Raw genomic sequence first — 24,241 nt, 5'->3', positions numbered from 1 at the left:
TCCGTTAGATTTTTTGGGATGATAGGGTTTCATTATCTGACACTGTACTAGTCGCTCCACATAGTAAGTTCTGGCACAAAAAAAGTCAGCAGCCAGTAGCCATCCAGTACCCAAGTCGCTAGTCACTCTATGGTTAAGCGATTCTCGCAGAGAGAGCGGGTCTACGCAGATCAGTCGCACGAGAGCACCCGGCGCAGCCGCCATAGGCAACTGCCTATGGCGAAACCCTTCGACTGGCAAGGCCTGACGAATCACCGCAGGGAGGCCGAGGAGGGCCGGTACACCGCCGAACCCCGCTTCCTTCCGAGCCAGCAGCAGAGATTCACCAAGCTTCCGGGTGTCCAGAGGGCCGGGGCCCTTGGGGCCCTCCCTGCAGGGAGGGTTTGGGAGGGTAAGAATCAGAGGTTTAAGAATTAGATGTGAGGTTTAGGAAGCAGACAGGGTAGGAAAAAGGGGCATCCGGGGAAAGTCCCCGAAAATAGCGCAAAAAAATACCTCCCGCGCGAACGGGAGGCCAAGGAGATATAAAAAGGTTAGAATTAACAATTGGATTAGTTCCTATTATACCCTATTTATTTTAGTTTGTCACAGGGGTAGGGATAGCCGAAATGCATTCATGACAAACAATTTTACCTTTGAAGTAAGTTACATTCTCAGCATTGCCGCAGAAAATGCAAGCAGGCTCGTATTTCTTAAGCATGATCCGCTCACCGTCCACGTAAATTTCGAGCGCATCTTTTTCTCCAATGCCTAGGGTGCGACGCAATTCAATTGGAATAACGACCCGTCCAAGCTCATCTACCTTACGTACAATTCCTGTTGATTTCATCATTACAATCGTTGCTCCTCTCAATGTTCAAAAGCGTCATTATTCGACATTCTTCACTGTTTTATGATATTTATAATACCAACCATTCCCAAAACAGTCAACCTTTTTTCAGGCTAATTTTAAGAAATCTTTTGAGACCACATTTATTCCGCGTTTGATCGGGCAAATCACTCTTAAAAAGCTTATGAAGATGTTTGTCGATTTGGCAGTATATGAATCGCTAATATTCGACAAAGAGCGACAATATATTATATAAAACAAGAAAAGGAGATGATTTCATGAAGCAACCGCTGTCAGAAGAGAAGGTATTTAAGGACCCGGTTCACAACTACATCCACGTACAGGACACTATTATCTGGAGATTGATTAATACTATGGAATTCCAGCGTCTGCGGCGCATCCGGCAGCTGGGCACCTCCTATTTGACCTTTCACGGGGCGGAACACAGCCGGTTCTCCCATTCTCTGGGGGTATATGAGATTACGCGGAGGATTATTTCCCAGTTTGAACGGAGCGGCTATAAGGACTGGATGCCGGAGGAGAGACTGCTTACCCTGTGTGCGGCACTGCTGCATGATTTGGGGCATGGCCCATTCTCCCATTCTATAGAAGAAGCTTTCGAAATGGATCATGAAGACTGGACCTGCCGTATCATTCTGGAGGATACAGAGATTACGGCTATTCTGCGTGATGTGGCTGAAGATTTCCCCGGTAAAGTAGCCTCGGTCATCTCCAAAACCTATGAGCATGAAATTGTTGTCAATTTGGTGTCGGGACCGCTGGATGCTGACCGGATGGATTATCTGCTCCGGGATGCATATTATACAGGGGTGAATTATGGAACCATCGACATCGACCGGATTCTGCGGATGCTGCGCCCTTATGACGGCCGGGTGGTTGTGAAGGAATCGGGGATGCATGCGATTGAGGATTACCTGATGTCACGGTACCAGATGTACTGGCAGGTCTATTTCCACCCGGTAACCCGCAGCTCTGAGATTATTCTCAGGCAGATTCTCCGTCGGGCCAAGGAGCTGGTGCAGCAGCAGCATGCCTTCCGCTTCATGATCGAGCCCTTAAGTGATCTGTTCAGCGGAGAGGTAACGGTAGGGCAGTACCTGCTGCTGGATGAAGCCTTGATGCAGACTGCCTTCATGCAGTGGACGCTGGAGGAGGATGACATCCTGAGCGACTTGTGCAGCCGGTTTATCCATCGTAAACTGTATAAATATGTGGAGATGGAGCATTTGGATTCTGACACGATTGACGAAATTCGCCGCAGCTTCGCAGGTGCGGGACTCCGGCCCGATTATGATCTGGAAATTGATTATCCCACCGATCTTCCCTATGATGTGTTCCGTCCGGGAGACGGCTTTGACAGCAAGCAGATCCTGCTTCTGGACAAGCATGACCGGCTGAGGGAAATCTCCGAGGTCTCGGATATTGTTCGCTCTATCAGTGGTATTCACCGCGGCAGATACCATCTGTATTTTCCGCAGGACAGACTGCAGAAAGCCCTTCCACAGCTGCCGCCGTCCATCGCAGAGATTTTTGCCAAATAATCAGATCAAGCTTGGAATTATAGATACAACAACAGGCCGAAAGGATGTAATGTAATGCAGTTATTCGACACCCATACCCATCTGGATGCTCCACAATTCGACGAAGACCGCGAAGAGGTCATTGCCAGGGCGCTGGAAGCCGGCGTCAGCAAGATGATCAATATTGGCTTTAACCGGGATACCATACCGACCACCATGCAGCTTGCCGAGAAATATGATTATATTTATGCAGCCGTTGGCTGGCATCCCCAGGATGCCATCACGATGAAGGACGGAGACCTGGAATGGATCGCCTCCTTATGCGCTCATCCCAAGGTGGTTGCCATCGGCGAGATTGGGCTGGATTACTACTGGGATACCTCTCCTAAGGATGTGCAGCATGAAGTATTCCGCAAGCAGATCGGGCTGGCCCGTGAGCTGAAGATGCCAATCTCTATTCATAACCGCGATGCTCATGAAGATGTAATCCGCATACTCCGTGAGGAGAAGGCGGGCGAGGTTGGCGGCGTAATGCACTCCTTCTCCGGGAGCTGGGAAAGTGCCAAGATGTGTCTTGATTTGGGCTTCCATCTTTCTTTTGGAGGACCGATTACGTTCAAGAATGCCCGGGTGCCCAAAGAGGTGCTTGCCCAGACTCCGCTGGACCGGCTGCTGATCGAAACCGACTCCCCATATCTGACTCCGCACCCCTTCCGGGGCAAGCGAAATGAGACTGCTCATGTGAGGCTGGTAGCGGAGGCGGCCGCGGCAATAAAAGGGATTGAATTACAGGAATTGGCGGAAATTACGTATGCGAACGCACTGGAACGATTTGGGATACTCTGAAAACAGGAGTAAAAGCGGTGAAAAATGAAGTATAGCGGATATATTAAACTTTTATGACGGAAAAATGGCCGATTATTACAATATTTTAATCATTTTTTTACGTAAACGTGGTTGAATCGTCCTTTACAACATGTATCAAAACAGGATATCATCTTTTCAGTGCAGTGAGCTGTTGTAACTGTGACAGTCACTAATTTCATGGATCGTCTCGCTGAGTCTCCGCAACGGAGAATGGGGGAACCAATAATGCGCTGCCGCATGAACGTACAAAAGTACTGGCACAGAATTGCCGCAGGCATTATTTGATTTCTTTACGTGGTCTTGGGGTGAATTTGAGGGCAACCGCCGTGAGCGGGTGACCTGAGATAGGGCGTCTCTCTTATGTCCGAACCCGACAGCTAACCCCGTAAGCGCAAGTAAGAGAGGAAACCTCGTGTATAAGCATTCCGACGTATTCGACACCGGGAAGCCACGAAAGAGTCCTCTATGAGCTCTTTTTAGGCTTCTTTTGTTTTGAATAATGAGAATGCTCCCGGCATACTGTTATATAACAGATCTCCGGAGTAACTATGCCGAGCAGGCGATCCATGAGCAGGAAACGCTGAAGCAAGTGCGGGCGTATCCTGTTGCAAACTCAAACCTAGTTTCGTCAGAAGTGATACAGTCACCTTGATATAACTTGGACGACGGGGCTATGTAAGGAGGATGGAAAGAGTGGGCGTATTCCAACCAGAAGTATCCCATGATTCGCAATCATCCAGCAGGTCTTTCGCATTACGGTTGAAGCAAGTGAATCCCCGCGTAGTTTTACTTGCCGGTGTGGCATCGATTGTTATCGCACTGTTAATACTGCTGTACGTACACGGTCAGAGCAAAAAAGAAATTACCCTAGTAATAGACGGACAGGTACAGACACTGGAGACGCGGGAAACGCTGTTCAGTGATGTGCTGGCTAAGGAACAGATTTCGCTGCAGGCGCATGATGAATTATCTATTGGCCTTAGTGATGAAATAAAAGACGGCGACCGTATCGTGATTAACACTGCGCAGAAGTTCGCTCTTACCGTTGACGGAAAGACCGAGACGTTATTTACGACCGAGGATACCATTGGTCAGGCCATCGACAAGCTGGGCTACAGCCTGGAAGGCTTAGACAAGATTTACCCTTCGCTAGAAACCGCAGTATCTGCAGACATGGAAATCAAAATTGTCCGGATTAACAAGCATGTGGTTCAACGGACAACTAATTTGCCTTTCCGGGTCATTAAGACAGCAGACCCCTCATTGACCAAGGGAACCGTAAGAGTGGCACAGGCAGGTAAGCCTGGCGTAATGATCCAGCACATCGAGAAGATCTATCAAGATGGCGAGCTGGCATCCATGCGCATGATCGGCAAGGAAGTACAGACGGTTACCAAGGACAAAGTCATTGCCATTGGAACCAAGCCGCTTCCTAAGCCCGTCGTAGTTACTGCCAAGGTCTCCAAACCTGTAACAACCTCCAAGTCATCTAAAGCCAGCGCAAAGGCCAGCAATGTTACCAGTAAGGCTGGTGTGGATTTCGAGTACAAAAGAATGATCAAAAACGTATCCATGACTGCGTATTCGTCGCAGGAACCGGGTATTGGAACACGTACTGCCTCCGGCACACGCGTAACGGAAGGCCGCACTATAGCTGTTGATCCTAGTGTTATACCAATTGGCTGGTGGGTGTACATTGAAGGATTAGGGTTTCGCCGAGCAGAGGATACCGGCGGTGCCATCAAAGGCAACAAGGTGGATGTCTATTACGATTCACTGAGCCATGCCCGTAATTTCGGCCGCAAGTCGCGCACACTCTATGTGATCGGACCTGTGAAGCCGGAGCTGAACTAAACGTAAAGTCTTTTGCAAATTAGCGGTTAATACGATATAGTGAGGGAAGCACTTACGAAATTTTAGAGAGCTGCCGCTCATCACTTATACATTCTTTAGCCAAAAAGAAGGGGAGCGAATCCTCTTCTTTTTGCGTTCTGGAGTAAGGAGTAAAAATATTTATGATTAAAGAGCTAATTGTGGTTGAAGGGAAAAGTGATACCGTTGCCGTTAAGCGGGCGGTTGAGGCCGATACGATTGAAACCGGGGGTTCGGCAGTGGATAACAGGGTCATTGCCAAGATCAAGCTGGCCATGGAGCGCCGGGGTGTAATCATTCTTACCGACCCGGATCATGCCGGAGAGCGAATCCGCAAAATCGTCGCGGCCAAGGTGCCGGGCTGCAAGCATGCCTTCATCCCGGAGAAGGATGCAACCCGCAAAGGAGATATCGGAATAGAGAATGCTTCGCCTGAGGCTATCCGCCATGCGCTGGAGCATGTACATACCTCTTTCGAGGGGGCGCCGCCCATCATTGGGCTGGATGAGCTTATGGCCGCAGGGCTGATGGTGCATCCCCGGGCGGCTGAGCGCAGAATGCAGCTTGGCAATCTGCTCGGTATCGGTTATTGCAATGGCAAGCAGCTGTACAAACGTCTGGCGATGTTCGGCATTACCCGCGAAGAATTCGCGCAGGCCCTCGCCCAAATTGATCAGGGAGGCATTACTTCATGAGCGGTATCGAGAATATCTCGTCCCCAACAAGAACCAAAGCGATAATTCAGCGTTACGGATTCTCCTTCAAAAAAAGCCTGGGCCAGAACTTTCTGATCGATCAGAATATTCTGGACAAAATCGTGGATGCCGCCGGTCTGGACAGCACAGCCGGTGCGCTTGAGATTGGGCCGGGGATCGGAGCACTGACGGAACGGCTGGCGTTGACGGCCGGGGCCGTCACTGCGGTAGAGATTGACCGCAGGCTGATCCCGATTCTTAGGGATGTCCTGTCGCCTTATCCCCATGTAAAGATCCGTAATGACGATGTGCTGAAGGTGAATCTGCAGGAGCTGTTCGCTGAGGATTTCACAGGGAGGGACCGGGTTAGTGTCGTAGCTAACCTGCCGTATTATGTGACTACACCCATCCTCATGAAGCTGCTGGAGGAGAAGCTGCCGCTGGATAATATCGTGGTCATGATCCAGAAGGAGGTTGCCGAGCGTATGGCGGCGTCTCCGGGCGGCAAGGAGTATGGCAGCCTGAGTATTGCCGTCCAGTATTACAGCGAGCCTGAGCTGGTCTGTATGGTGCCGCGTACGGTGTTCATCCCGCAGCCTAACGTGGAATCGGCTGTGATCCGGCTGAAGGTCAGAGAACGCCCTCCGGTGGAGGTAGCGGACGAGAAGCATTTCTTTGGTGTGGTACAGGCGTCCTTTACCCAGCGGCGCAAGACGATTGCCAATAATCTTAAGGCCCGCTACTTCCCGGAAGAAGGGCGGGAGCGCCTGGAGGCGCTGCTCTCCGAAGCCGGCATTGAACCCTCGCGGCGCGGCGAGACGCTTAGCATTGAAGAGTATGCCCGGCTCAGTGCGGTTCTTCTGGCCGCAGGCATCGCATAGAATACAGAAAACCCTCCCGGCGGATGAACCAACCGGGGCCTTTGCCCATAACATGGGGTAGAGGTGGTGTTGTAATGAATCTAGGAGACTTGGTCATTCGTAAATCCTATGGCGGCGATGTGACCTTCCGGGTAGACAATATATTGCAGAATAGAGCAGTCATTAAAGGCACGGAGTTCCGTCTGCTGGCGGATTCCCCGCTGGAGGATCTGGTTCAGGTGCCTCCTACACGGGTTACCGAGCGGGGAGCGCGTGCGCAGATCAAGGCAACAGAATCTCTAACCTGGTTGCGTAAAGACCGGCAGGTGCAGAGCCAGCGAAGCGGAGAGAGCGTGTCGGGGTCCACGGGAACCTGGGGCCCATCTCCGAAGGAAGCGGCTTATTTTGAAGTGCCGGGTAAGGTCCTGCATTTGGATGGTGATGCACTCTATCTGAAGAAGAGCCTGAGCCTCTACGAGCAGCTGCGCATACCGGCGGAGGGACATCATGTCAACGAATCCAAAATGGCGGAGACGCTGTATCGTCTGCTGCCCCGTGTGCGTCCCGATATCGTAGTGATTACCGGCCATGATGGAGTACTTAAGCAACAGCAGAATTATGATCTGTACAGTCTGAGCAGCTATAAGAATTCACAGAATTTTGTGGCAGCCATCCGGGTGGCCCGTGAATATGAGCGGAATTTCGATGCTTTGACGATCGTAGCCGGAGCCTGCCAGTCGCACTTCGAGGCTCTCCTGGGCAATGGCGCCAATTTCGCCAGCTCCCCGGGCAGAATACTCATTCATGCCCTGGACCCGGTGTATATCGCGGCCAAGGCCTCTTTTACCTCTATCCGGGATACGGTGAACTTAAGCGATGTGCTGAGCCATACGATCAGCGGCAATCAGGGGATGGGCGGAATAGAGACGCGGGGCAGCTTCCGGATCGGAATGCCTCAGCTGCAGAACCTGGCTACGCTGAAGGTAGCGCCTTCGGTGCTATAACCGGGTAAGTGATAACTGAACAGGCGGAAGGAATAGGGTAAGCATTCGTGCTTATCCTATTTTGCTGCCACGGAAGCCGCTTATGACACAAGATGGGTCAGGGAGCAGCCAGTCTTCATTACTGATAACAAGGTGCTTAAGTCAGGAATTTCCCCGTCTAAAAAAATTCCGTTGACAACTTTTTTCTCATCATCTATAATTATTTATTTAATTTGACAAGTGGTTATAGAAGTTGTATAATGGACAAGGAAAGAGGTGGTCGTCAGGTAATGGCTAATAACGCGCTGTTAGAAATTAAACGCAGTCTTGAAGCTCACGTCGGTCATAAGATCACGTTGCGGGCTAACGGTGGCCGTCGGAAGACCGTTGAACGCACCGGTGTCCTGGAAGAAACGTACCCTTCTGTATTTATTGTCAAACTCGATCAGGAGCAGCAGACCTTCAAGCGTGTCTCCTATAGCTATGCCGATATACTTACTGAATCTGTGGAAATCACAGTTACCGAAGACGATGGGCAGATGCGGATTATGTATATCAAAGCTTAGCGTCATGACAGTCTCCCTGCGGGGGGGCTGTTTTTTGATAGAATTTTTATGTTTTGGGGTCCCCGCAAAGTACCTGAGTCATCACCTACGCTAAAGCCCCACTTTGTGGGGTTATTTTGCATGTAGGGGGTCTTCCTGAATTATGCTGCATGACACTGGCCTCCCGGCTGCATACTACATAGGCAGTACGTTCATCATAGAGCAGCACACAAGGGAGGCATTCGTAATGAGCCGCAGAAGACGAAGCATGATGTCGGAGGAATTGAAGACGGAGCTGGCCAAGGAGCTTGGGTTCTACGAAACGGTTGAGCAGGAGGGCTGGGGCGGAATCCGGGCAGTCGATGCCGGGAATATGGTGAAACGGGCGATTCAGCTGGCAGAGCAGGCTGCTGCGCGGAAATTGTAAGCGGCTATAGCGGTGTCATGCCGCACCGGGTATCGCCTGCGGGCGGTACCTTTTCTGCTTCCTAGAACCGAATGTATATTTAATGGACTTCACTGTCAGTTTCTCATATAATATGTTAAGTTGTTTTGTACGGGAAAAGCTGAGGGTGGGTGAACGCCTTGAAAATGTATGAGAAGGCACCGGCAAAAATTAATCTGATGCTGGATGTGCTGCATAAGCGGGCTGACGGATTTCATGAAGTGGAAATGATAATGACAATGGTCGATCTGGCGGACCGTCTGGAGCTGTCGGAGCTGAAGCGGGATTCGATTATTATCTCAAGCCAGGCCGGATATATTCCGCTGGATGAGAAGAATCTGGCCTTCCAGGCGGCAAGGCTGATCAAGGACCGGTATAACGTCAGAAGCGGAGTACATATCCATCTGGACAAAAGAATTCCGGTCGCTGCCGGCCTCGCCGGCGGCAGCAGCGATGCCGCGGCTACGCTGCGCGGCCTGAACCGGCTCTGGCGCCTGGGCATCCCGGTGCAGGAGCTGCAGGAGCTGGGCGCTGAGCTGGGCTCAGACGTCCCGTTCTGCGTCACAGGAGGCACTGCCCTGGCTACGGGCAGGGGCGAACGGCTGACCCCAATCGCGAATCCTCCGCAAATGTGGGTCATCCTGGCGAAGCCGCCGATCAATGTATCGACGGCTGAGGTATACGGACGCGTGCGCGCCGGCAACATAGCGGTGCATCCGTCCGCGCTCCGCATGCAGCAGGCTCTGGAGGCCGGTGACTTCTCAGCCGTCTGTGAGGGCCTTGGCAACGTGCTGGAGGATGTGACTCTGAAGCTGCACCCTGAGGTGCAGCAGCTCAAGGAAGCGATGCTGAAGCTGGGGGCGGACGGCGTGCTGATGTCGGGGAGCGGTCCGACCGTATTTGGCCTTGTCTCCAAGCACTCCAAGGTGGCGAGAATCTATAACGGGCTGCGCGGATTCTGCAAGGAAGTCTATGCAGTGCGTTCGCTGAGCTAAGCGGAGCGGGACCATCCTCTGATAACGGAGGCAAAGCGGTTTCCGCTTGTGCAAATCCGTACAATAATGATATTATTCATAGTAATATTCGGTTTTGTATAAAGTGAATTTAAGAATCAAGCATGCATTATTCTTAAATTCAGCTTATAAGGCGAGGAGCATTCCGTGAAAAAACTTAAACGAAGCCAACGGTTAGTTGACATGACCCAATTTTTACTGGAGAAGCCGCATGATCTGCTGCCTCTGTCCACTTTTGCAGAGCGGTACGGTGCGGCGAAGTCATCGGTCAGCGAGGACCTGGCTATTATAAAAGAGGTATTTGAAGGCGAAGGAATGGGCGAGCTGCAGACACTGGCCGGGGCAGCGGGCGGAGTGCGTTATATTCCGCGCATGCCTATGGATATGGCGCTTGCCTTCGTGAACCGTCTGTGCGGGCAGCTTGAGCAGAGCGACCGGATACTGCCCGGCGGTTATCTGTATATGTCGGATCTGCTCGGCCTCCCGTCCCTGATGGAGCAGGCCGGCAAGATCATTGCCACCGCCTTCTACGGCGTGGAGATTGATGTCGTCATGACGGTGGAGACCAAGGGGATTCCGCTGGCGTACGCAACGGCTGCGCAGCTGGGGCTGCCTGTCGTGCTGGTCCGACGTGACCATCAGGTAACGGAGGGCTCGGCTGTAAGCATCAACTATGTGTCGGGCTCCCATAAGAGCATCCATACGATGTCCCTGTCCAGACGGGCACTGCGCGAGAAATCCCGGGTGCTGATTGTCGATGACTTCATGAAGGCGGGCGGCACCGTACGCGGAATGGTCGATCTGTTGGGTGAGTTCAATGCAGAGGTCGCAGGTGTGGGCGTACTCGTAGAGTCCGGCGACGTGGAGAATGAAGAACGCCTGCTGCATGACTACGTGTCGCTGGTGAAGCTGACAGAGGTGGACTCCAAGGTGCGGCGTATTTCGGCGTTTCCGGGCAACTATTTCTCCTCCTGAACGAGGGATACTGCCGGTTCTGAAAAGACGGGCATAATGTCGAAATTATGAGGATTCTTAAGATAACTGCACGAAATCTGTCGAAATCGACGATTCTGCAAAAATAATCTTCTTAATCAGGCATTATTTGGAATGAAAAAGAAGGAATTCGCTTTGCTGTGTGGAATTATACACCAAGTCTCTGATGGAAAAAGGTGGTGAACACACACATGCAAATTACGGATGTCAGACTCCGCCGCGTCAACTCTGAGGGGAGAATGAAAGCAATCGCATCCATTACAATCGATAACGAGTTTGTTGTTCATGACATTCGCGTCATCGACGGGAATAACGGGATGTTTGTTGCAATGCCCAGCAAGCGTACACCTGACGGAGAATTCCGCGATATCGCACACCCGATTTCTTCGGGAACGCGCGAGAAGATTCAATCTGCGGTTCTGGCCGAGTACGAACGTGCCGCTACGGAAGAAGAGGAAGTTATTGAAGAGGGAGCTTAAGCGGTGAACCGCTGACTCTCTGAGAGTTGCTGCCTCCCCAGGGCGGCAATAGGCCATACCGTTTTATATGTTTCGGGGTCCCCGCAGAGTACCTGGGTCAGCCTCGGAGCCAAAGCCCCACATTGTGGGGGGATTTTATTGGGGTTCGAAGAAAAGGGAACCATGCCTGCATGGTTCTCTTTTCTTTTTGCCCGGAATGAGATATATTCAGTAGTGAGTTCAAGAAGTGGGAGGTTGGCATTCTTGAAAAGAATGGCTGTTGTACTTGCTGCAGGCCAAGGCAAGCGCATGAAATCTAAATTATACAAGGTACTGCACCCTGTCTGCGGTAAACCGATGGTAGGGCACGTGCTTGATACAGTGAAGGCGACCGGATGCCAGCATAATGTAGTTGTTGTAGGCCACGGCGCCGAGAAGGTGAAGGCATACTTAGGCGAGAATGCCGAATATGTGCTGCAGGATGTCCAGCTTGGAACCGGCCATGCCGTCAAGCAGGCCAAGGATCTTCTGGGCAGCGAAGAAGGAACCACCATTGTCATCTGCGGAGATACGCCGCTTGTCATGAGCGAGACACTCGAAGGCATGATGGCGCTGCATGAAGCGCAGAATGCTGCTGCAACTGTCCTTACTGCTGTTATGGAGCAGCCTGCCGGATATGGACGGATTATCCGCGGCGAAGACGGCGGAGTGCTGAAGATTGTGGAACAGAAGGATTGCACAGAGAGTGAAGCTGCGGTTAACGAGATTAATACAGGGACGTATTGTTTTGATAACGCGAAGCTCTTTGCTGCTCTCGAGAAGGTTACGAATACCAACAACCAGCAGGAATATTATTTGACGGATGTTATCGGCATACTCCGGGCGCAGGGCGATATCGTTCTGGGCTATCAGGCCCATGATGCAGCAGAGTCCATTGGTGTGAATGACCGACTGGCGTTGTCTGAAGCCGAAGGCTATATGCGTCAGCGCATCAACCGGGGGCATATGCTCGGCGGAGTCACTATCATCGATCCGGCTTCAACCTACATCGGAGCAGATGTTGTCATTGGAGCAGATACGGTGCTGTATCCGGGCACGGTACTCAAGGGCAAGACAGTGATCGGCGAAGATTGTGTGATTGGTCCGGCAAGTGAAATTGAAGACTGCGTGATTATGGACGGAGCGGCTGTGAAGCATTCCGTGCTGAATCAGGCTCAGGTCGGCACACGGGCTTCCGTTGGGCCTTTTGCGTATTTACGTCCCGGCACCGTTCTAGGTGAGGGTGTTAAGGTCGGCGACTTCGTAGAGATCAAGAATGCTACAATCGGCGACGGCTCCAAGGTATCTCATTTAAGCTATGTCGGTGATGCTGAGGTCGGTAAGAATGTCAATATCGGCTGCGGCGCCATCACCGTTAATTATGACGGATATAATAAGTTCAGAACCGAGATTGGCGATGATGCCTTTATCGGCAGCAACGTGAACCTTGTTGCTCCGGTTACAGTGGGCAAGGGCGCATTCATTGTCGCCGGTTCCACTATTACGCGTCCGGTTTCGGAGAACGATCTGGCGATTGCCAGAGCAAGGCAGGAGAATAAGCCGGGTTATGCAGAGAAGATCCGCTCCCGGGCCAAGGCGAAGAAAGACCAGCATAGTCCATCGTAAAGCGTGTAAGCAGAAAGCAGCTGTAGGCTTAGAGCGCCGGACGGACTTCTTGCACATCCGCGCCGGTGCTTTGGCCAGTTAAATTCCGTCACGGAGGGTTTATATTTTATGACTTATTGTGATTCCAAACTCAAGATTTTCACCTGCAACTCCAATCCTAAGCTGGCCAGCCAGATTGCTGATTATATCGGCATTCCGATGGGCGAGTCCCATACGACCAGCTTCAGTGACGGAGAGATTCAGGTTAAGCTGTCGGAGAGTGTCCGGGGCTGTCATGTCTATATCGTACAGTCCACCTGCGGACCGGTGAACGACAATCTGATGGAGCTTCTGGTGATGGTAGATGCGCTTAAGCGTGCCTCCGCGAAGAGCATCAATGTCGTGATTCCTTACTACGGGTATGCCCGTCAAGACCGTAAGGCCCGTTCCCGTGATCCGATTACGGCCAAGCTGGTAGCGAACCTGATTGAGAAGGCGGGTGCACATCGCGTCATTACTATGGACCTTCATGCGATGCAGATTCAAGGCTTCTTCGACATTCCTGTGGATCATCTGCTGGGTGTTCCGATTCTGGCTCAATATTTCCGTTCGAAGCAAATTCAGAACCCGGTGGTCGTCTCTCCTGACCATGGGGGCGTGGTGCGTGCCAGAAAGCTGGCTGACTTCCTTAACGCTCCGCTGGCGATTATCGACAAGCGCCGTCCTGAACCGAACGTCAGTGAGGTTATGAACATTATCGGTAATATTGAAGGCAAAACGGCGATCCTGATCGATGATATCATCGATACGGCAGGAACGATCGTTCTTGGAGCCAATGCCCTGATGGAAGGCGGCGTGAAAGAAGTCTACGCCTGCTGTACGCATCCTGTATTATCCGGTCCGGCGCATGAACGTCTGGAAAACTCTCCGATCAAAGAAATTATCGTGACGGATACCATTCCAATTCGCAGCAGCAACCCGACCTCCAAGCTCAAGGTACTGTCCGTAGCCCCGCTTATGGGTGAAGCTATCATTCGCGTGCATGAAGAGCTGTCGATCAGTAAGCTGTTCGAAATCGAATAGGCCGCAGGCAGATCAGCAGAAAAAGGGTTACACCTTTCGTCAAGCGGAAGGTGTAACCCTTATCGGCGTGATGCAGCGGCAGGGACTTAGGCTCGTATAAGCTTCAATATCCCGGACGGGAGATGAAGGTGAAGAGGCTGCGGTTGTACAGCGTACCCTGCAGCTCTACGAAGCCTTCGTCAACCGCTGTAATCACACCGATGTCTACGTGCGCGTTCCCCCTATAGACTTCAACAGGCACAGCATATTGAATATGGTACTGGAAATGGCGCTGCAGTGTTAAGATATCGCCCTGATGTGGCATGTTCATCACCTGTCTCCGGAGTATAAACTTATTGTACCAAAAACGGAACTCTTCTGCTGAGAGTACCGGGCGGAAAGGAAAAACCTTAAATATGAAATGGATTGTTGGACTCGGGAATCCCGGAACGCAATACGCGAAGACCAAGCATAATGTCGGCTTCATGGCCCTCGATGAGCTTGCGTCCAGACACGGAATTGCCTTTAACCAGAATAAATGCAAATCGGTAATCGGTGAAGGGATGATCGGCGGTGTGAAGACGGTGCTGATCAAGCCGATGACCTTCATGAATCTGTCCGGGGAAGCGGTACGGGCTTATATGGATTATTATAAGGTCCAGCTGGAAGATATGATTGTGGTCTATGATGACCTGGATACGGAGCTGGGTAAGATCAGGCTGCGTTATCAGGGCAGTGCCGGCGGGCACAATGGCATCAAGTCCATCATTCAGCACACGGGCACCCAGAGCTTTAACCGGGTGCGGATGGGCATATCCCGTCCGGAGCCGGGTTTTGCTATAGTTGACTACGTACTATCTACCTTCGCCAAGAAGGATGGAGCAAGGCTTGAGAGCATGATAAGTGATACTTGCGATGCTGTGGAATTCAGCCTGCAGCATACCTTTGAACAGACCATGGCCAAATTTAACGGATGAAATACAAGGCATAGGGTTCAGGGCCCTGCGGCTAAAGCCCTCCCGGGCGGGGCATACTGAAGGTATATACTACCTTCAGGAGGCATATAGATGGCAATACACTATGTATGCAGGCACTGCCGGACGTTCTTGGGAAGCATTGGCAGAAGCGATATTACAGAGATGCAGCTGGGGCTGCAATCCTTGACCCCTGCGGAGCGCAGAGATATAATAGCGTATGATTCAGAAGGCGAGATTACGGTGAAGGTGACCTGCGATTACTGCAAGCAGGCGCTGGATAACAACCCCGAGCTCAGCCTGCTGGCCAGTCCGCTTCAGTAAGGTGGAAGCGCCTGTCTCTATCGTCATCCGCAAGCCTTGGCCTTATCCGCTGAGGCTTGTTTTCGATTCCAATTATAATAGGTGACAGCGGCATTGCCGCTGTCAGCCTGTTTAGTAAGAGAGGTGCACCTGTTGTTACAAGGTCTTATAGAAGCTTTTTCCAAGGATACTGATTTCCAGTCTGTCACCCGTGGCATCGCAGCAGGGATGAAGGAACAGCTTATCTCCGGTCTGTCCGGCTCGGCCAGACAAATCATGCTGGCTGCCCTGCATGAGGAGACGCAGCGTCCGCTCTTGGTTGTGACCCATAATATGTTCTCAGCCCAGAAGATGGCTGATGATTTGCAGGAAGCGCTTTCCCCGGAGCGGGTGCTGCTCTATCCGGCCAATGAGCTGGTGGCGGCTGAGGCCGCTGTCTCAAGCCCGGAGACGCTGGCTCAGCGGATTGATGTACTGACGCGCTGCGCCCAGGGCTTCCGGGGAATTGTAGTTGTTCCCTACTCCGGCGTTCGGAGGCTGCTCCCCGCTCCGCATGTCATGGCTGAAGCCCAGCTTACGGTTTCGCAGGACGGAACCTTGCCACTGGATGACTTCCTCATGTCCATGATTGAGATGGGCTATGAGCGGGTGGAGCGGGTAGAGAACCGCGGTGAGCTTAGTGTACGCGGCGGTATTATCGACTTCTATCCCATGACCTCTCCACTGGCTTACCGGGTGGAGCTGTTTGATGATGAAGTAGACTCCATCCGTACCTTCGACCCTATGGATCAGCGCTCCATCGATAAGGTCCGCAGTGTGAAGATTACACCGGCCAAGGAGATTATATTCGATCAGCTCCGCCAGGATGCGGCTTCTACCGCTGCGTCTGCAATGCTGGAGCGGCAGCTTGAGAAGATGAGTGACCGTCAGGCCAAGCTGCGTCTGCGTGAGGAGATGGGCCGGGAGCTGGAGATGCTGCGGCAGGGTACCTATTTCCCGGAAGTCTATAAATATATCAGTCTGCTCTACCCTGAACGTATTCATCTGTATGATTATATGGCCCAGGATACCTTGCTTGTCCTGGATGAGCCGGCCAGACTTCTGGAGACCGCCAAGCAGCTGGAGCGGGATGAGTCGGAATGGAATCTGCACTTGCTGCAGAACGGCAAGACGCTGCCTGAGCTGCAGCTCTCTGTCGACAGCGAGGTTATTATGTACCAGCGTCCGTTCCAGAGCCTGTTTATGTCGATATTTCTGCGTCAGGTTCCACATATTCAGCCACAGAATATCTTAGGCTTCATCAGCCGCGGAATGCAGGACTTCCATGGCCAGATGAATGTGCTGAAATCCGAGATGGAGCGTTGGCACAAGTCCGGCGTGAAGGTGATCATGCTGGCGAACGGCGAGGAGCGGATGGAGCGTATCCGCCGGGTACTGGATGACTATGGCATTGAGGAGCCGACGATCCTGCAGGGCAACCTGGGCTCCGGCTTCGAGCTTCCTTCGATTCATCTCGCAGTGATCACTGAGGGTGAGATGTTCTCGCAGAAGCAGCGCAAGGCGCGGAAGGTCTCGAAGGGTATTGATAATGCCGAACGGATTAAGAGCTATACCGAGCTGAAGATCGGGGATTATGTGGTTCACCAGAATCACGGGATCGGTAAATATATGGGCATCGGGACGCTTGAGGTCAGCGGTATTCACCGCGACTATATGCACATCCTCTATGCAGGAGGCGACAAGCTCTCTGTTCCGATTGAACAGATTGACCTGATTCAGAAATATGTCGGCTCGGAAGATAAGGAGCCGAAGGTCTATAAGCTGGGCGGCAATGAATGGACCCGGGTTACCAGCAAGGTGCGGAGCTCGGTTCAGGATATCGCCGATGATCTGATCAAGCTGTACGCAGAGCGCCAGAGCGCACTTGGCTATGGCTTCGAGAAGGATACGCAGGAGCAACGCGAATTCGAAGAGATGTTCCCTTATGAGGAGACCCGTGACCAGCTGCGGGCGATCGAAGAGATCAAGAAGGATATGGAGCAGAACCGTCCGATGGACCGGCTGCTCTGCGGCGATGTAGGCTATGGCAAGACAGAGGTGGCGATCCGGGCTGCTTTTAAATCTGCTATAGAGGGCAAGCAGGTGGCTGTGCTCGTGCCGACGACGATTCTGGCGCAGCAGCACTACGAGACCTTCCGTGAGCGCTTCGCCAATTATCCGCTGAATATTCAGGTATTGAGCCGGTTCCGCAGCCGCAAGGAGCAGAATGAGACGATCAAGGGAGTACGCCAGGGGACAGTGGATGTTATTATCGGCACACACCGGCTGCTGTCACAGGATCTGGTCTTCAAGGACCTCGGCCTTCTGATTGTCGATGAAGAGCAGCGTTTCGGCGTGACCCACAAGGAGAAGCTGAAGCGGCTGAAGACCAATGTCGATGTATTGACTCTGACAGCCACACCGATTCCCCGCACGCTGCATATGTCGATGCTCGGGGTGCGTGACTTGTCAGTTATTGAGACACCACCGGAGAACCGCTTTCCCGTACAGACGTATGTGGTAGAGCATAGCCAGACGCTGACCCGGGAAGCAGTGGAGCGCGAGCTGGCCCGTGGCGGGCAGGTCTACTATCTGTACAACCGTGTACAGGGGATTCAGGAAATGGCGGCGCAGATCTCCATGCTGGTGCCGGAGGCAAGAGTGGGTATCGGGCATGGACAGATGTCGGAATCGGAGCTTGAGAAGACGATTCTCGACTTCCTGGACGGAGAGTATGATGTGCTGGTCAGCACCAGTATTATAGAGACCGGTGTCGATATTCCTAATGTAAATACACTGATTGTTCATGATGCTGACAAAATGGGCCTGTCCCAGCTCTATCAGCTGCGCGGACGCGTCGGCCGTTCCAACCGGATTGCTTATGCCTACTTCACCTACCAGCGCGATAAGGTGCTGACAGAGGTGGCTGAGAAGCGCCTGCAGTCCATCAAGGAATTCACCGAGCTCGGGTCAGGCTTCAAAATTGCTATGCGCGATCTCTCCATCCGGGGAGCAGGCAATCTGCTGGGGGCGGAGCAGCACGGCTTCATTGCCTCGGTCGGCTTCGACCTGTATTCGCAAATGCTGGCGGAGGAAATCCGCAAACGCAAGGTGAGTGTGCTTGGCGAGGAGGATACTTCGCTGAAGCAGGGGAATACGGTCATTGATTTGTCGATTGACGCGTATCTTCCTTCCGAGTATATTTACGACAGTATCCAAAAAATAGAAATCTATAAAAAGGTTGCTGCTGTGGCTTCCTTCGAAGATGCCTCCGAGCTTGAGGATGAGCTGCTGGACCGGTTCGGCGAATTGCCGGAAGCCGTTATTAATCTGCTCTCTGTGGCCCGGTTGAAGGTGTATGGCAAGCTGTACGGCATGGAATCCATGGTCCGGCGCGGGGATGATGCCCTGCTTAATTTCCACGAGGGCAGCCTGGGGGCGTTTGATACGGCAAAGCTCGCCAAAGTTGGTAATAGCTTCGAAAGGCGTGTACAATTTGATAAGGATGCCAAGGCAACGATCCGGATCAAAGCGAAGGATTTAGGTGACAAGGAGCTGCTGGATGTGCTGGAGCAATTCCTCGCGGCAGCCAAACAGTCTTTAAAATCGAAGGGAGAATTACACAATGTCGTTAAATAAAAAATCCTGGAAGGTACTGGTGGTCTCGCTGACCGCAGCCCTGTCCTTCTCCATGCTTGCTGCCTGCAGCAATAAAAGTGATGATACTGCGGTGGCGACGTATAAGGGCGGCACCATTACCCAGAAGGAATTCAATCTGGATACCCGCGTAATGAAATTCCTGTCCCCCGAGCAGGCGCAGTATCTGGAGATTGATATGTTCAAGGAGTCCATCCTGAAGCAGGAGGTCGCGTTCGAATACTTGGCGGACAAGGCCACGGATGAAGCGAAGAAGGCTGCGGAGAAAGAAGTCGATACTCAGATCGGCTCTATCAAGACTGCGCTGGGCGATAAGTACAAGAGCACGCTGAAGGAACAGGATCTGAGCGAGTCGGACCTGCGTTCCTATATGCAGCGCGTACTTACCGTATATCAGGACATGCTGCTGAAATTAACGGACGAGCAGGTCAAGACCCATTATGAAGCCACCAAGGCTGATTATAGTGTGGCTACTCTGCGCCATGTCCTGGTTGGCCTGACCGATAGCGCCGGCAAAGAGCGGACGGATGCCGATGCGCTGAAGCGCGCCCAGGAAGTGAAGGCGAAGCTGGATGGCGGGGCGGACTTTGCAGCCGTGGCCAAGGAATATTCGGATGATACCGGCACGAAGGAAACCGGCGGTGAATATAAGGACAAGGCTCTGGTAGAATATGTAGCAGAGTTCAAGGCTGCGGCCCACTCTCTTCCGCTGAATACGATCAGTGAGCCAGTCAAGACTACCTACGGATATCACATTATCAAGGTTGAAGCCCGCAAGGACACCACCTTCGATACGCTGACTGCCGACCAGCTGAAGGCTGTGAAGAACTCTGCCGCTTCTGCCAGCCTGGAGACCTTCCTGGAGAAGGAACTGGACAGTCTGGAGATTAAAATCAATCTGCCGAAGAGCTCTGCTGCTGCAGGCAGCGCGGGAGCCACAGCTACACCGGCTCCGGCTGCGGGTAGTGACACGCCAGCCGCTACAGATACACCGGCTGCTACAGAAGCCGCTAAATAAATATAGGCTGGACAAGCCGCCTGATGCGCCATGCATCCGGGCGGTTTTTTTTGCCACAATAGAACAAAATGGGGAAAATAACTGCGGCGGTATAGAAATGACTATTTGTGATCATAACTGGAATGATGCCGGGCCGGGGCGTTCTCATTCTCCATGAACAATTATATGCGGGCTGACGGATGTATAAGGAACTGGGAAGAGATGAATACTATGGTCAGATATTACGATAAATCACCGGGATTAACCATTCCCATAATGGACAGTAGTTGGACCATACTTCTTAAGGAAAGCGGGGCAACATTTGAAATGAAAGCTACTGGTATTGTAAGACGTATTGATGACCTCGGACGAGTTGTTATCCCCAAAGAGATCAGACGCACCTTACGGATTCGTGAGGGCGATCCTCTGGAAATTTTTGTTGACCGCGATGGTGAGGTTATATTGAAAAAATATTCACCGATTGGTGAATTGGGCGATTTCGCCAAGGAATATGCAGAGTCGCTGTATGAAGGAACAGGGCATATTACCATGATTACGGACCGGGACACGTTCATCGCGCTCGCCGGCGGCTCCAAGAAGGATTATCTGGAGAAGCAAGTGGGTGTGCTGCTGGAAAAGGTAATGGAAAGCCGTAAAACAATGCTTGAGACCAATGCAGGCAGCTATGACATCAGCAAGGACCACTCGGAGCTGTTATCCACGTATGTGGCAGCGCCTATTATCTCAGGAGGAGATCCCATCGGCTGCGTAGTGCTGCTGAATAAGGATGATTCGGTCAAAATGGCCCAGATGGAAGTGAAAATGGCAGAGACAGCAGCTGCCTTCCTGGGTAAGCAAATGGAGCAGTAATTAACTGGTGCTGAAGAGTCCCGCTTTTCCTTTGGTTATTATGACCGTAGGGAATGGCGGGTTTTTGCTGTGAATCGGCAAGCTAAGGAATAGACGCATGGTCATTTACACTTCTACCCTTAGATAAGTTATAATATAGAAATTCATTTGCTTAGGTTAAAGTAAGCTCTATATTATGGCAGTTATGGCTGTAGAAGCAGGTAAACGATGACATCCAATTCGCAAGGCTCGAAGCTGCTGCAGGGCGCTTTTATTCTTAGCGCGGCAGCTATTTTCTCGAAACTGATCGGTACGCTCCAGAAGATACCGCTGCAGAATCTGGGCGGTGACGCCGCGTTCGGCATCTACAATACGGTCTATCCGCTGTATACCATTCTGGTTACGGTGGCGATGCTTGGACTGCCTGCCGCCATCTCACGGTTCGTGGCCGAGGCTTCAGCGGCGCAGGACGCGCAGAAGGGGAGGCGGGTGCTGCTGCTATCTGCCGGAATTACGGCGGCCAGCGGCCTTATACTCGGCATTCTGGTCTACGCCGGGGCTCCGCTCATCGCGGTATGGGTCGGCAGCTCCCATATTGTCCCGGCTCTGCGGAGCAGCGCCTGGGGGCTGGCGGTGGTGCCGCTGATGGCGGCGCTGCGCGGCTACTTCCAGGGACTGCATAATATGATGCCGACTGCCGTGTCGCAGGTGGTCGAGCAGTCGGTACGCGTGGCGGTCATGATCGCGCTTCTGCTGTATCTGACGGGCGCTGGCGCAGATGCCGCAGGCATCGCTGCCGGTGCGATGCTGGGTCCAGCCGGGGGCGGGATCGCCGGTCTCGGCGTGATGCTGCTGTATTGGCGCAGCCACCGGCGGGGCTTGCCCGACAGGCTGCCTCAGGCTCCGCTTCAGAACAGAACGGCATCGGCCGTACCAAGTGCTAAGCAGGGCATTCCTGCCCGCGAGCTGTTAGCCTATGGCCTCCCGGTGATGCTTGGTGCGCTGGCTGTTCCGTTAATCGGACTGGTCGATGTCTTCACAGTTCCCCGTCTGCTGACGGGGAGCGGGAGCAGCGAGACGGCGGCGATGGCCCAGTTCGGCATCTATAACCGCGGGCTGCCGCTCGTGCAGATCGTAACGATGCTGGCGACCTCGCTCTCGGTCGTCTTCATCCCGGCACTGGCCGAAGCGAAGTACCAGCGGGATGAGGCCTTGATCCGCACGCGCATCACGCTGTCGCTGCGCTGGTTCTGGCTCCTCGGGCTGGCCGCCTCCGTAGGCCTGGCCGTGCTTGCAGAGCCGGTGAACACGGCTCTGTACGGGGACGCCGCCGGCAGCGGCGCGATGACCTGGCTGGCCTTTACCGCCGCGGGCGGCACGGTCAGCATCATCTCCGCCGCGCTGCTGCAAGGCCTGGGCGCCGTGCGCGCGCCGGCGCTGACCCTGCTGGCCGCCGCTGCGCTTAAGGCGGCCCTCAACCTGCTGCTGGTCCCGCAGCAGGGCATTACCGGTGCGGCCATCGCTGGCGTGGCCGCACATCTCTTCGCAGCAGCGCTGAACGTGCTGCTGCTCTACCGGCAGGGACATCTGCGGCTGCGCGCCGCAGATGTTCTGCTGAAGCCCGCGGCGCTGCTCGCGGGCCTGGGGCTGGCCGCCGCGGCCGTGAGCCACGGCGCAGCCAGGGCCGCAGACGCCGCCGGCTTCGGCGGCGGGCGGACCGCGGCCCTGGCGCAGAGCCTGCTCGGCGTGCTCGCAGGCTGCGCCGTCTTCGCACTCGGCGCAGTGGCGCTGCGGCTGCTCAGCGAGAGCGAGCTGCGCCAGCTTCCGGGCTTCGGCCCGCGCTTAGCGGACAAGCTGAAGAAGCTGCGCCTGTTCCCATAAGGCGCAGCTCAATAGATACATAGCGCAGCCGCCTTTCGCGAATAGCAGCAGGCGGCTGCCTGGAAGGAGTAGACTGGCATGAGCGCAACATTAACGATCGTCGGCCTGGGCTCCGGGAACCCGGACCGGCTGACACTGGGCATTATCAAGAAGCTGAAGGCGGCCACGGCCGTATACGTGCGGACCGCAGAGCATCCTGTCATGGCTGCACTGGCGGAGATGGAGATAGCCTGGGAGTCCTTCGACGGGCTGTATGAGTCGCTGTCGTCCTTCCCTGAGGTCTATGAAGCCATTACGGCAACGCTGATCGAGAAGGCTGCGGCCGCTCCGCAGGGCACGGAGATCGTCTATGCCGTGCCGGGGCATCCCATGGTGGCCGAATCCGCCGTCTCCCTGCTGCGCGGACGCTGCCCGGAGGCGGGCATTGAGCTGAATATCCTCGGCGGCGAGAGCTTCCTGGATGAAGCGTTTGTCCGACTGGGCTTTGATCCGATTGAAGGCTTCCAGCTGCTGGATGCCTCCGGTATCCGCAGCTCCCAGCTTCACCCGGAGCTGCACACCCTGATCGGGCAGGTCTATGACAGCTTCACCGCGTCTGAGACCAAGCTTTGCCTGATGGAGCTGTACCCGCCCGAGTATGAGGTCATTGCCGCACATGCGCTTGGTGTGGAGGGCGAGGAGCAGATTCTCCGGGTGCCGCTGTACGAGCTGGACCGGCTGGACGGCTATGGTAACCTGTCGCTGGTATATGTTCCGGCGAGCCGTGCGGATGAAGCGCGTAACCGTACCTTTGCCCGGCTGCATGAGATTGTCGATATTCTGCGGAGCCCCGAGGGCTGTCCCTGGGACCGTGAGCAGACGCATGAATCCTTGCGCAAAAATCTGATCGAAGAGACCTATGAGGTGCTGGAGACGATTGACGAGGATGATCCGGACCATATGAGGGAAGAGCTGGGCGACCTGCTGCTCCAGATTATGCTGCACTCCCAGATGGAAGAGGAGCTGGGGACCTTCAGTGTCTACGATGTCATTGAGGGGCTGAATGAGAAGCTGCTGTTCCGCCACCCGCATGTCTTCGGCGATCAGGCGGCGGGCAATGCCGAGGAGGCGCTGCAGAACTGGGAAGGGATGAAGGCCGAGGAGAAGCGGCGCAAAGGCGTGAAGCCCGAAGCCCTGTCCGCACTCAGCGGGGTTCCGAGGGATCTACCGGCTCTGATGAAGGCGTATAAGCTGCAGAAGAAGGCGTCCCGCGTCGGCTTCGACTGGGATAACACCAGTGATGTTCTGGCCAAGATCCGCGAGGAGGTTGACGAGCTTCAGGAAGCGATTGAGACGGGACAGTCCGCCGGGGAGCAGATGCTGGAGCTGGGCGACCTGCTGTTCGCAGCCACCAATGTGGCCCGCTTCATCGGAGCCGATCCGGAAGAAGCGCTGACCCGCACCAACCGCAAGTTCGTAGCCCGCTTCGAGTATATTGAGCAGCGTCTGCGGGATCGGGGGGTCCGGCTGGAGGACAGCCCGCTGGAAGAGATGGAAGCCCTCTGGCAGGAAGCCAAGGCAGAAGAGCGGAAGCAATAGATTTTAGAATTATAGTCTTCGGCGGTATATCCCGCGCGTTTCACGGCAATGCTGTGACTATTGGCGCGAATCTCTGATTTAAAATGTATTGAGAGGTTTATAATGTTATAGTGCTATAACCCCCATATCCTACGCAAGATGTTACTTTTTCAAAAA

At 53.5% G+C, this 24,241-nt stretch carries 22 protein-coding genes and 1 riboswitch; of the genes, 20 read left to right on the top strand and 2 right to left on the bottom strand.

The features are described from left to right. Positions 1–577 precede the first annotated feature (577 nt). Complete coding sequence (locus MKY64_RS27260) at positions 578–832, bottom strand: AbrB/MazE/SpoVT family DNA-binding domain-containing protein (protein WP_019914502.1); 255 nt, start codon at positions 830–832, stop codon at positions 578–580. A 275-nt stretch (positions 833–1,107) separates the two neighbouring features. Between MKY64_RS27260 and MKY64_RS27255 the strand changes: the two genes are divergently transcribed. From MKY64_RS27255 to MKY64_RS27195, 13 genes are all read left to right on the top strand, one after another. After that, the gene (locus MKY64_RS27255) at positions 1,108–2,391 is read left to right on the top strand and encodes an HD domain-containing protein (protein ID WP_339252668.1); all 1,284 of its coding nucleotides are present in this window, start codon (positions 1,108–1,110) and stop codon (positions 2,389–2,391) included. A 54-nt stretch (positions 2,392–2,445) separates the two neighbouring features. Further along, positions 2,446–3,216 carry a TatD family hydrolase gene (locus MKY64_RS27250; RefSeq protein ID WP_036723976.1) on the top strand — a complete coding sequence of 257 codons (771 nt, stop codon included), beginning with the start codon at positions 2,446–2,448 and terminating at the stop codon, positions 3,214–3,216. Positions 3,217–3,415: 199 nt separating this feature from the next. Next, positions 3,416–3,644: riboswitch (cyclic di-AMP (ydaO/yuaA leader) on the top strand. Between the two features lie 286 nt (positions 3,645–3,930). Further along, positions 3,931–5,091 carry a 3D domain-containing protein gene (locus tag MKY64_RS27245; RefSeq protein ID WP_036723975.1) on the top strand — a complete coding sequence of 387 codons (1,161 nt, stop codon included), beginning with the start codon at positions 3,931–3,933 and terminating at the stop codon, positions 5,089–5,091. Positions 5,092–5,252: 161 nt separating this feature from the next. Beyond that, positions 5,253–5,804: a ribonuclease M5 gene (gene rnmV / locus MKY64_RS27240; protein WP_036723973.1), complete on the top strand. Its 552-nt coding sequence runs from the start codon at positions 5,253–5,255 to the stop codon at positions 5,802–5,804. Next, positions 5,801–6,685, top strand: a complete 885-nt coding sequence (rsmA, locus tag MKY64_RS27235; protein WP_340956918.1) for a 16S rRNA (adenine(1518)-N(6)/adenine(1519)-N(6))-dimethyltransferase RsmA — start codon at positions 5,801–5,803, stop codon at positions 6,683–6,685. Before rnmV ends, rsmA begins: the two co-directional genes overlap by 4 nt. Before the next feature lie 74 nt (positions 6,686–6,759). Next, positions 6,760–7,668 (top strand): sporulation peptidase YabG, encoded by a 909-nt coding sequence (gene yabG, locus MKY64_RS27230; RefSeq protein WP_036723969.1) that lies wholly within the window; start codon positions 6,760–6,762, stop codon positions 7,666–7,668. A gap of 269 nt (positions 7,669–7,937) precedes the next feature. Continuing rightward, a complete protein-coding gene (veg, locus tag MKY64_RS27225) occupies positions 7,938–8,213 on the top strand; it encodes a biofilm formation stimulator Veg (protein WP_036696386.1) in 276 nt (91 codons plus the stop codon). A 226-nt stretch (positions 8,214–8,439) separates the two neighbouring features. Continuing rightward, positions 8,440–8,619, top strand: a complete 180-nt coding sequence (locus MKY64_RS27220) for a small, acid-soluble spore protein, alpha/beta type (RefSeq protein WP_036723967.1) — start codon at positions 8,440–8,442, stop codon at positions 8,617–8,619. A gap of 158 nt (positions 8,620–8,777) precedes the next feature. Beyond that, positions 8,778–9,632, top strand: a complete 855-nt coding sequence (gene ispE, locus MKY64_RS27215) for a 4-(cytidine 5'-diphospho)-2-C-methyl-D-erythritol kinase (RefSeq protein ID WP_036696392.1) — start codon at positions 8,778–8,780, stop codon at positions 9,630–9,632. Positions 9,633–9,797: 165 nt separating this feature from the next. Next, a complete protein-coding gene (purR, locus tag MKY64_RS27210) occupies positions 9,798–10,625 on the top strand; it encodes a pur operon repressor (RefSeq protein ID WP_036723965.1) in 828 nt (275 codons plus the stop codon). A gap of 209 nt (positions 10,626–10,834) precedes the next feature. Beyond that, a complete protein-coding gene (gene spoVG / locus MKY64_RS27205; protein WP_036696395.1) occupies positions 10,835–11,122 on the top strand; it encodes a septation regulator SpoVG in 288 nt (95 codons plus the stop codon). A gap of 243 nt (positions 11,123–11,365) precedes the next feature. Beyond that, on the top strand, positions 11,366–12,766 hold the full coding sequence (glmU, locus tag MKY64_RS27200; RefSeq protein WP_036723963.1) for a bifunctional UDP-N-acetylglucosamine diphosphorylase/glucosamine-1-phosphate N-acetyltransferase GlmU: 1,401 nt from the start codon (positions 11,366–11,368) through the stop codon (positions 12,764–12,766). A gap of 108 nt (positions 12,767–12,874) precedes the next feature. After that, positions 12,875–13,828 carry a ribose-phosphate diphosphokinase gene (locus MKY64_RS27195; protein ID WP_019914487.1) on the top strand — a complete coding sequence of 318 codons (954 nt, stop codon included), beginning with the start codon at positions 12,875–12,877 and terminating at the stop codon, positions 13,826–13,828. 103 nt (positions 13,829–13,931) lie between these two features. On the opposite strand, the gene MKY64_RS27190 is transcribed toward MKY64_RS27195, so the two are convergent. Further along, the gene (locus tag MKY64_RS27190) at positions 13,932–14,138 is read right to left on the bottom strand and encodes a hypothetical protein (RefSeq protein ID WP_379254216.1); all 207 of its coding nucleotides are present in this window, start codon (positions 14,136–14,138) and stop codon (positions 13,932–13,934) included. Between the two features lie 85 nt (positions 14,139–14,223). Between MKY64_RS27190 and pth the strand changes: the two genes are divergently transcribed. The 7 genes from pth (at position 14,224) to mazG (ending at position 24,085) form a co-directional block, all read left to right on the top strand. Continuing rightward, a complete protein-coding gene (gene pth / locus MKY64_RS27185) occupies positions 14,224–14,784 on the top strand; it encodes an aminoacyl-tRNA hydrolase (protein ID WP_076082772.1) in 561 nt (186 codons plus the stop codon). Positions 14,785–14,874: 90 nt separating this feature from the next. After that, positions 14,875–15,105 (top strand): anti-sigma-F factor Fin family protein, encoded by a 231-nt coding sequence (locus MKY64_RS27180; RefSeq protein ID WP_036696405.1) that lies wholly within the window; start codon positions 14,875–14,877, stop codon positions 15,103–15,105. Between the two features lie 132 nt (positions 15,106–15,237). After that, complete coding sequence (gene mfd / locus MKY64_RS27175) at positions 15,238–18,762, top strand: transcription-repair coupling factor (protein WP_340956914.1); 3,525 nt, start codon at positions 15,238–15,240, stop codon at positions 18,760–18,762. Next, positions 18,749–19,798 carry a peptidylprolyl isomerase gene (locus MKY64_RS27170; protein WP_036723960.1) on the top strand — a complete coding sequence of 350 codons (1,050 nt, stop codon included), beginning with the start codon at positions 18,749–18,751 and terminating at the stop codon, positions 19,796–19,798. The genes mfd and MKY64_RS27170 overlap by 14 nt, the downstream gene beginning before the upstream one ends. Positions 19,799–20,104: 306 nt before the next feature. Continuing rightward, entirely contained in the window at positions 20,105–20,647 is a 543-nt protein-coding gene (gene spoVT / locus MKY64_RS27165) for a stage V sporulation protein T (protein WP_209879194.1), read from the top strand. Positions 20,648–20,854: 207 nt separating this feature from the next. Beyond that, on the top strand, positions 20,855–22,507 hold the full coding sequence (locus MKY64_RS27160; protein WP_340956910.1) for a putative polysaccharide biosynthesis protein: 1,653 nt from the start codon (positions 20,855–20,857) through the stop codon (positions 22,505–22,507). A gap of 78 nt (positions 22,508–22,585) precedes the next feature. Further along, complete coding sequence (gene mazG / locus MKY64_RS27155; RefSeq protein ID WP_340956908.1) at positions 22,586–24,085, top strand: nucleoside triphosphate pyrophosphohydrolase; 1,500 nt, start codon at positions 22,586–22,588, stop codon at positions 24,083–24,085. Positions 24,086–24,241 lie beyond the last annotated feature (156 nt).

Origin of the sequence: Paenibacillus sp. FSL R7-0210 (assembly GCF_038009085.1) — a bacterium.
Classification (GTDB): Bacteria; Bacillota; Bacilli; order Paenibacillales; family Paenibacillaceae; genus Paenibacillus_AQ; species Paenibacillus_AQ silagei.
The sequence above is the reverse complement of the archived record's forward strand: the minus strand, read 5'-3'. Positions and strand labels throughout refer to the sequence as shown.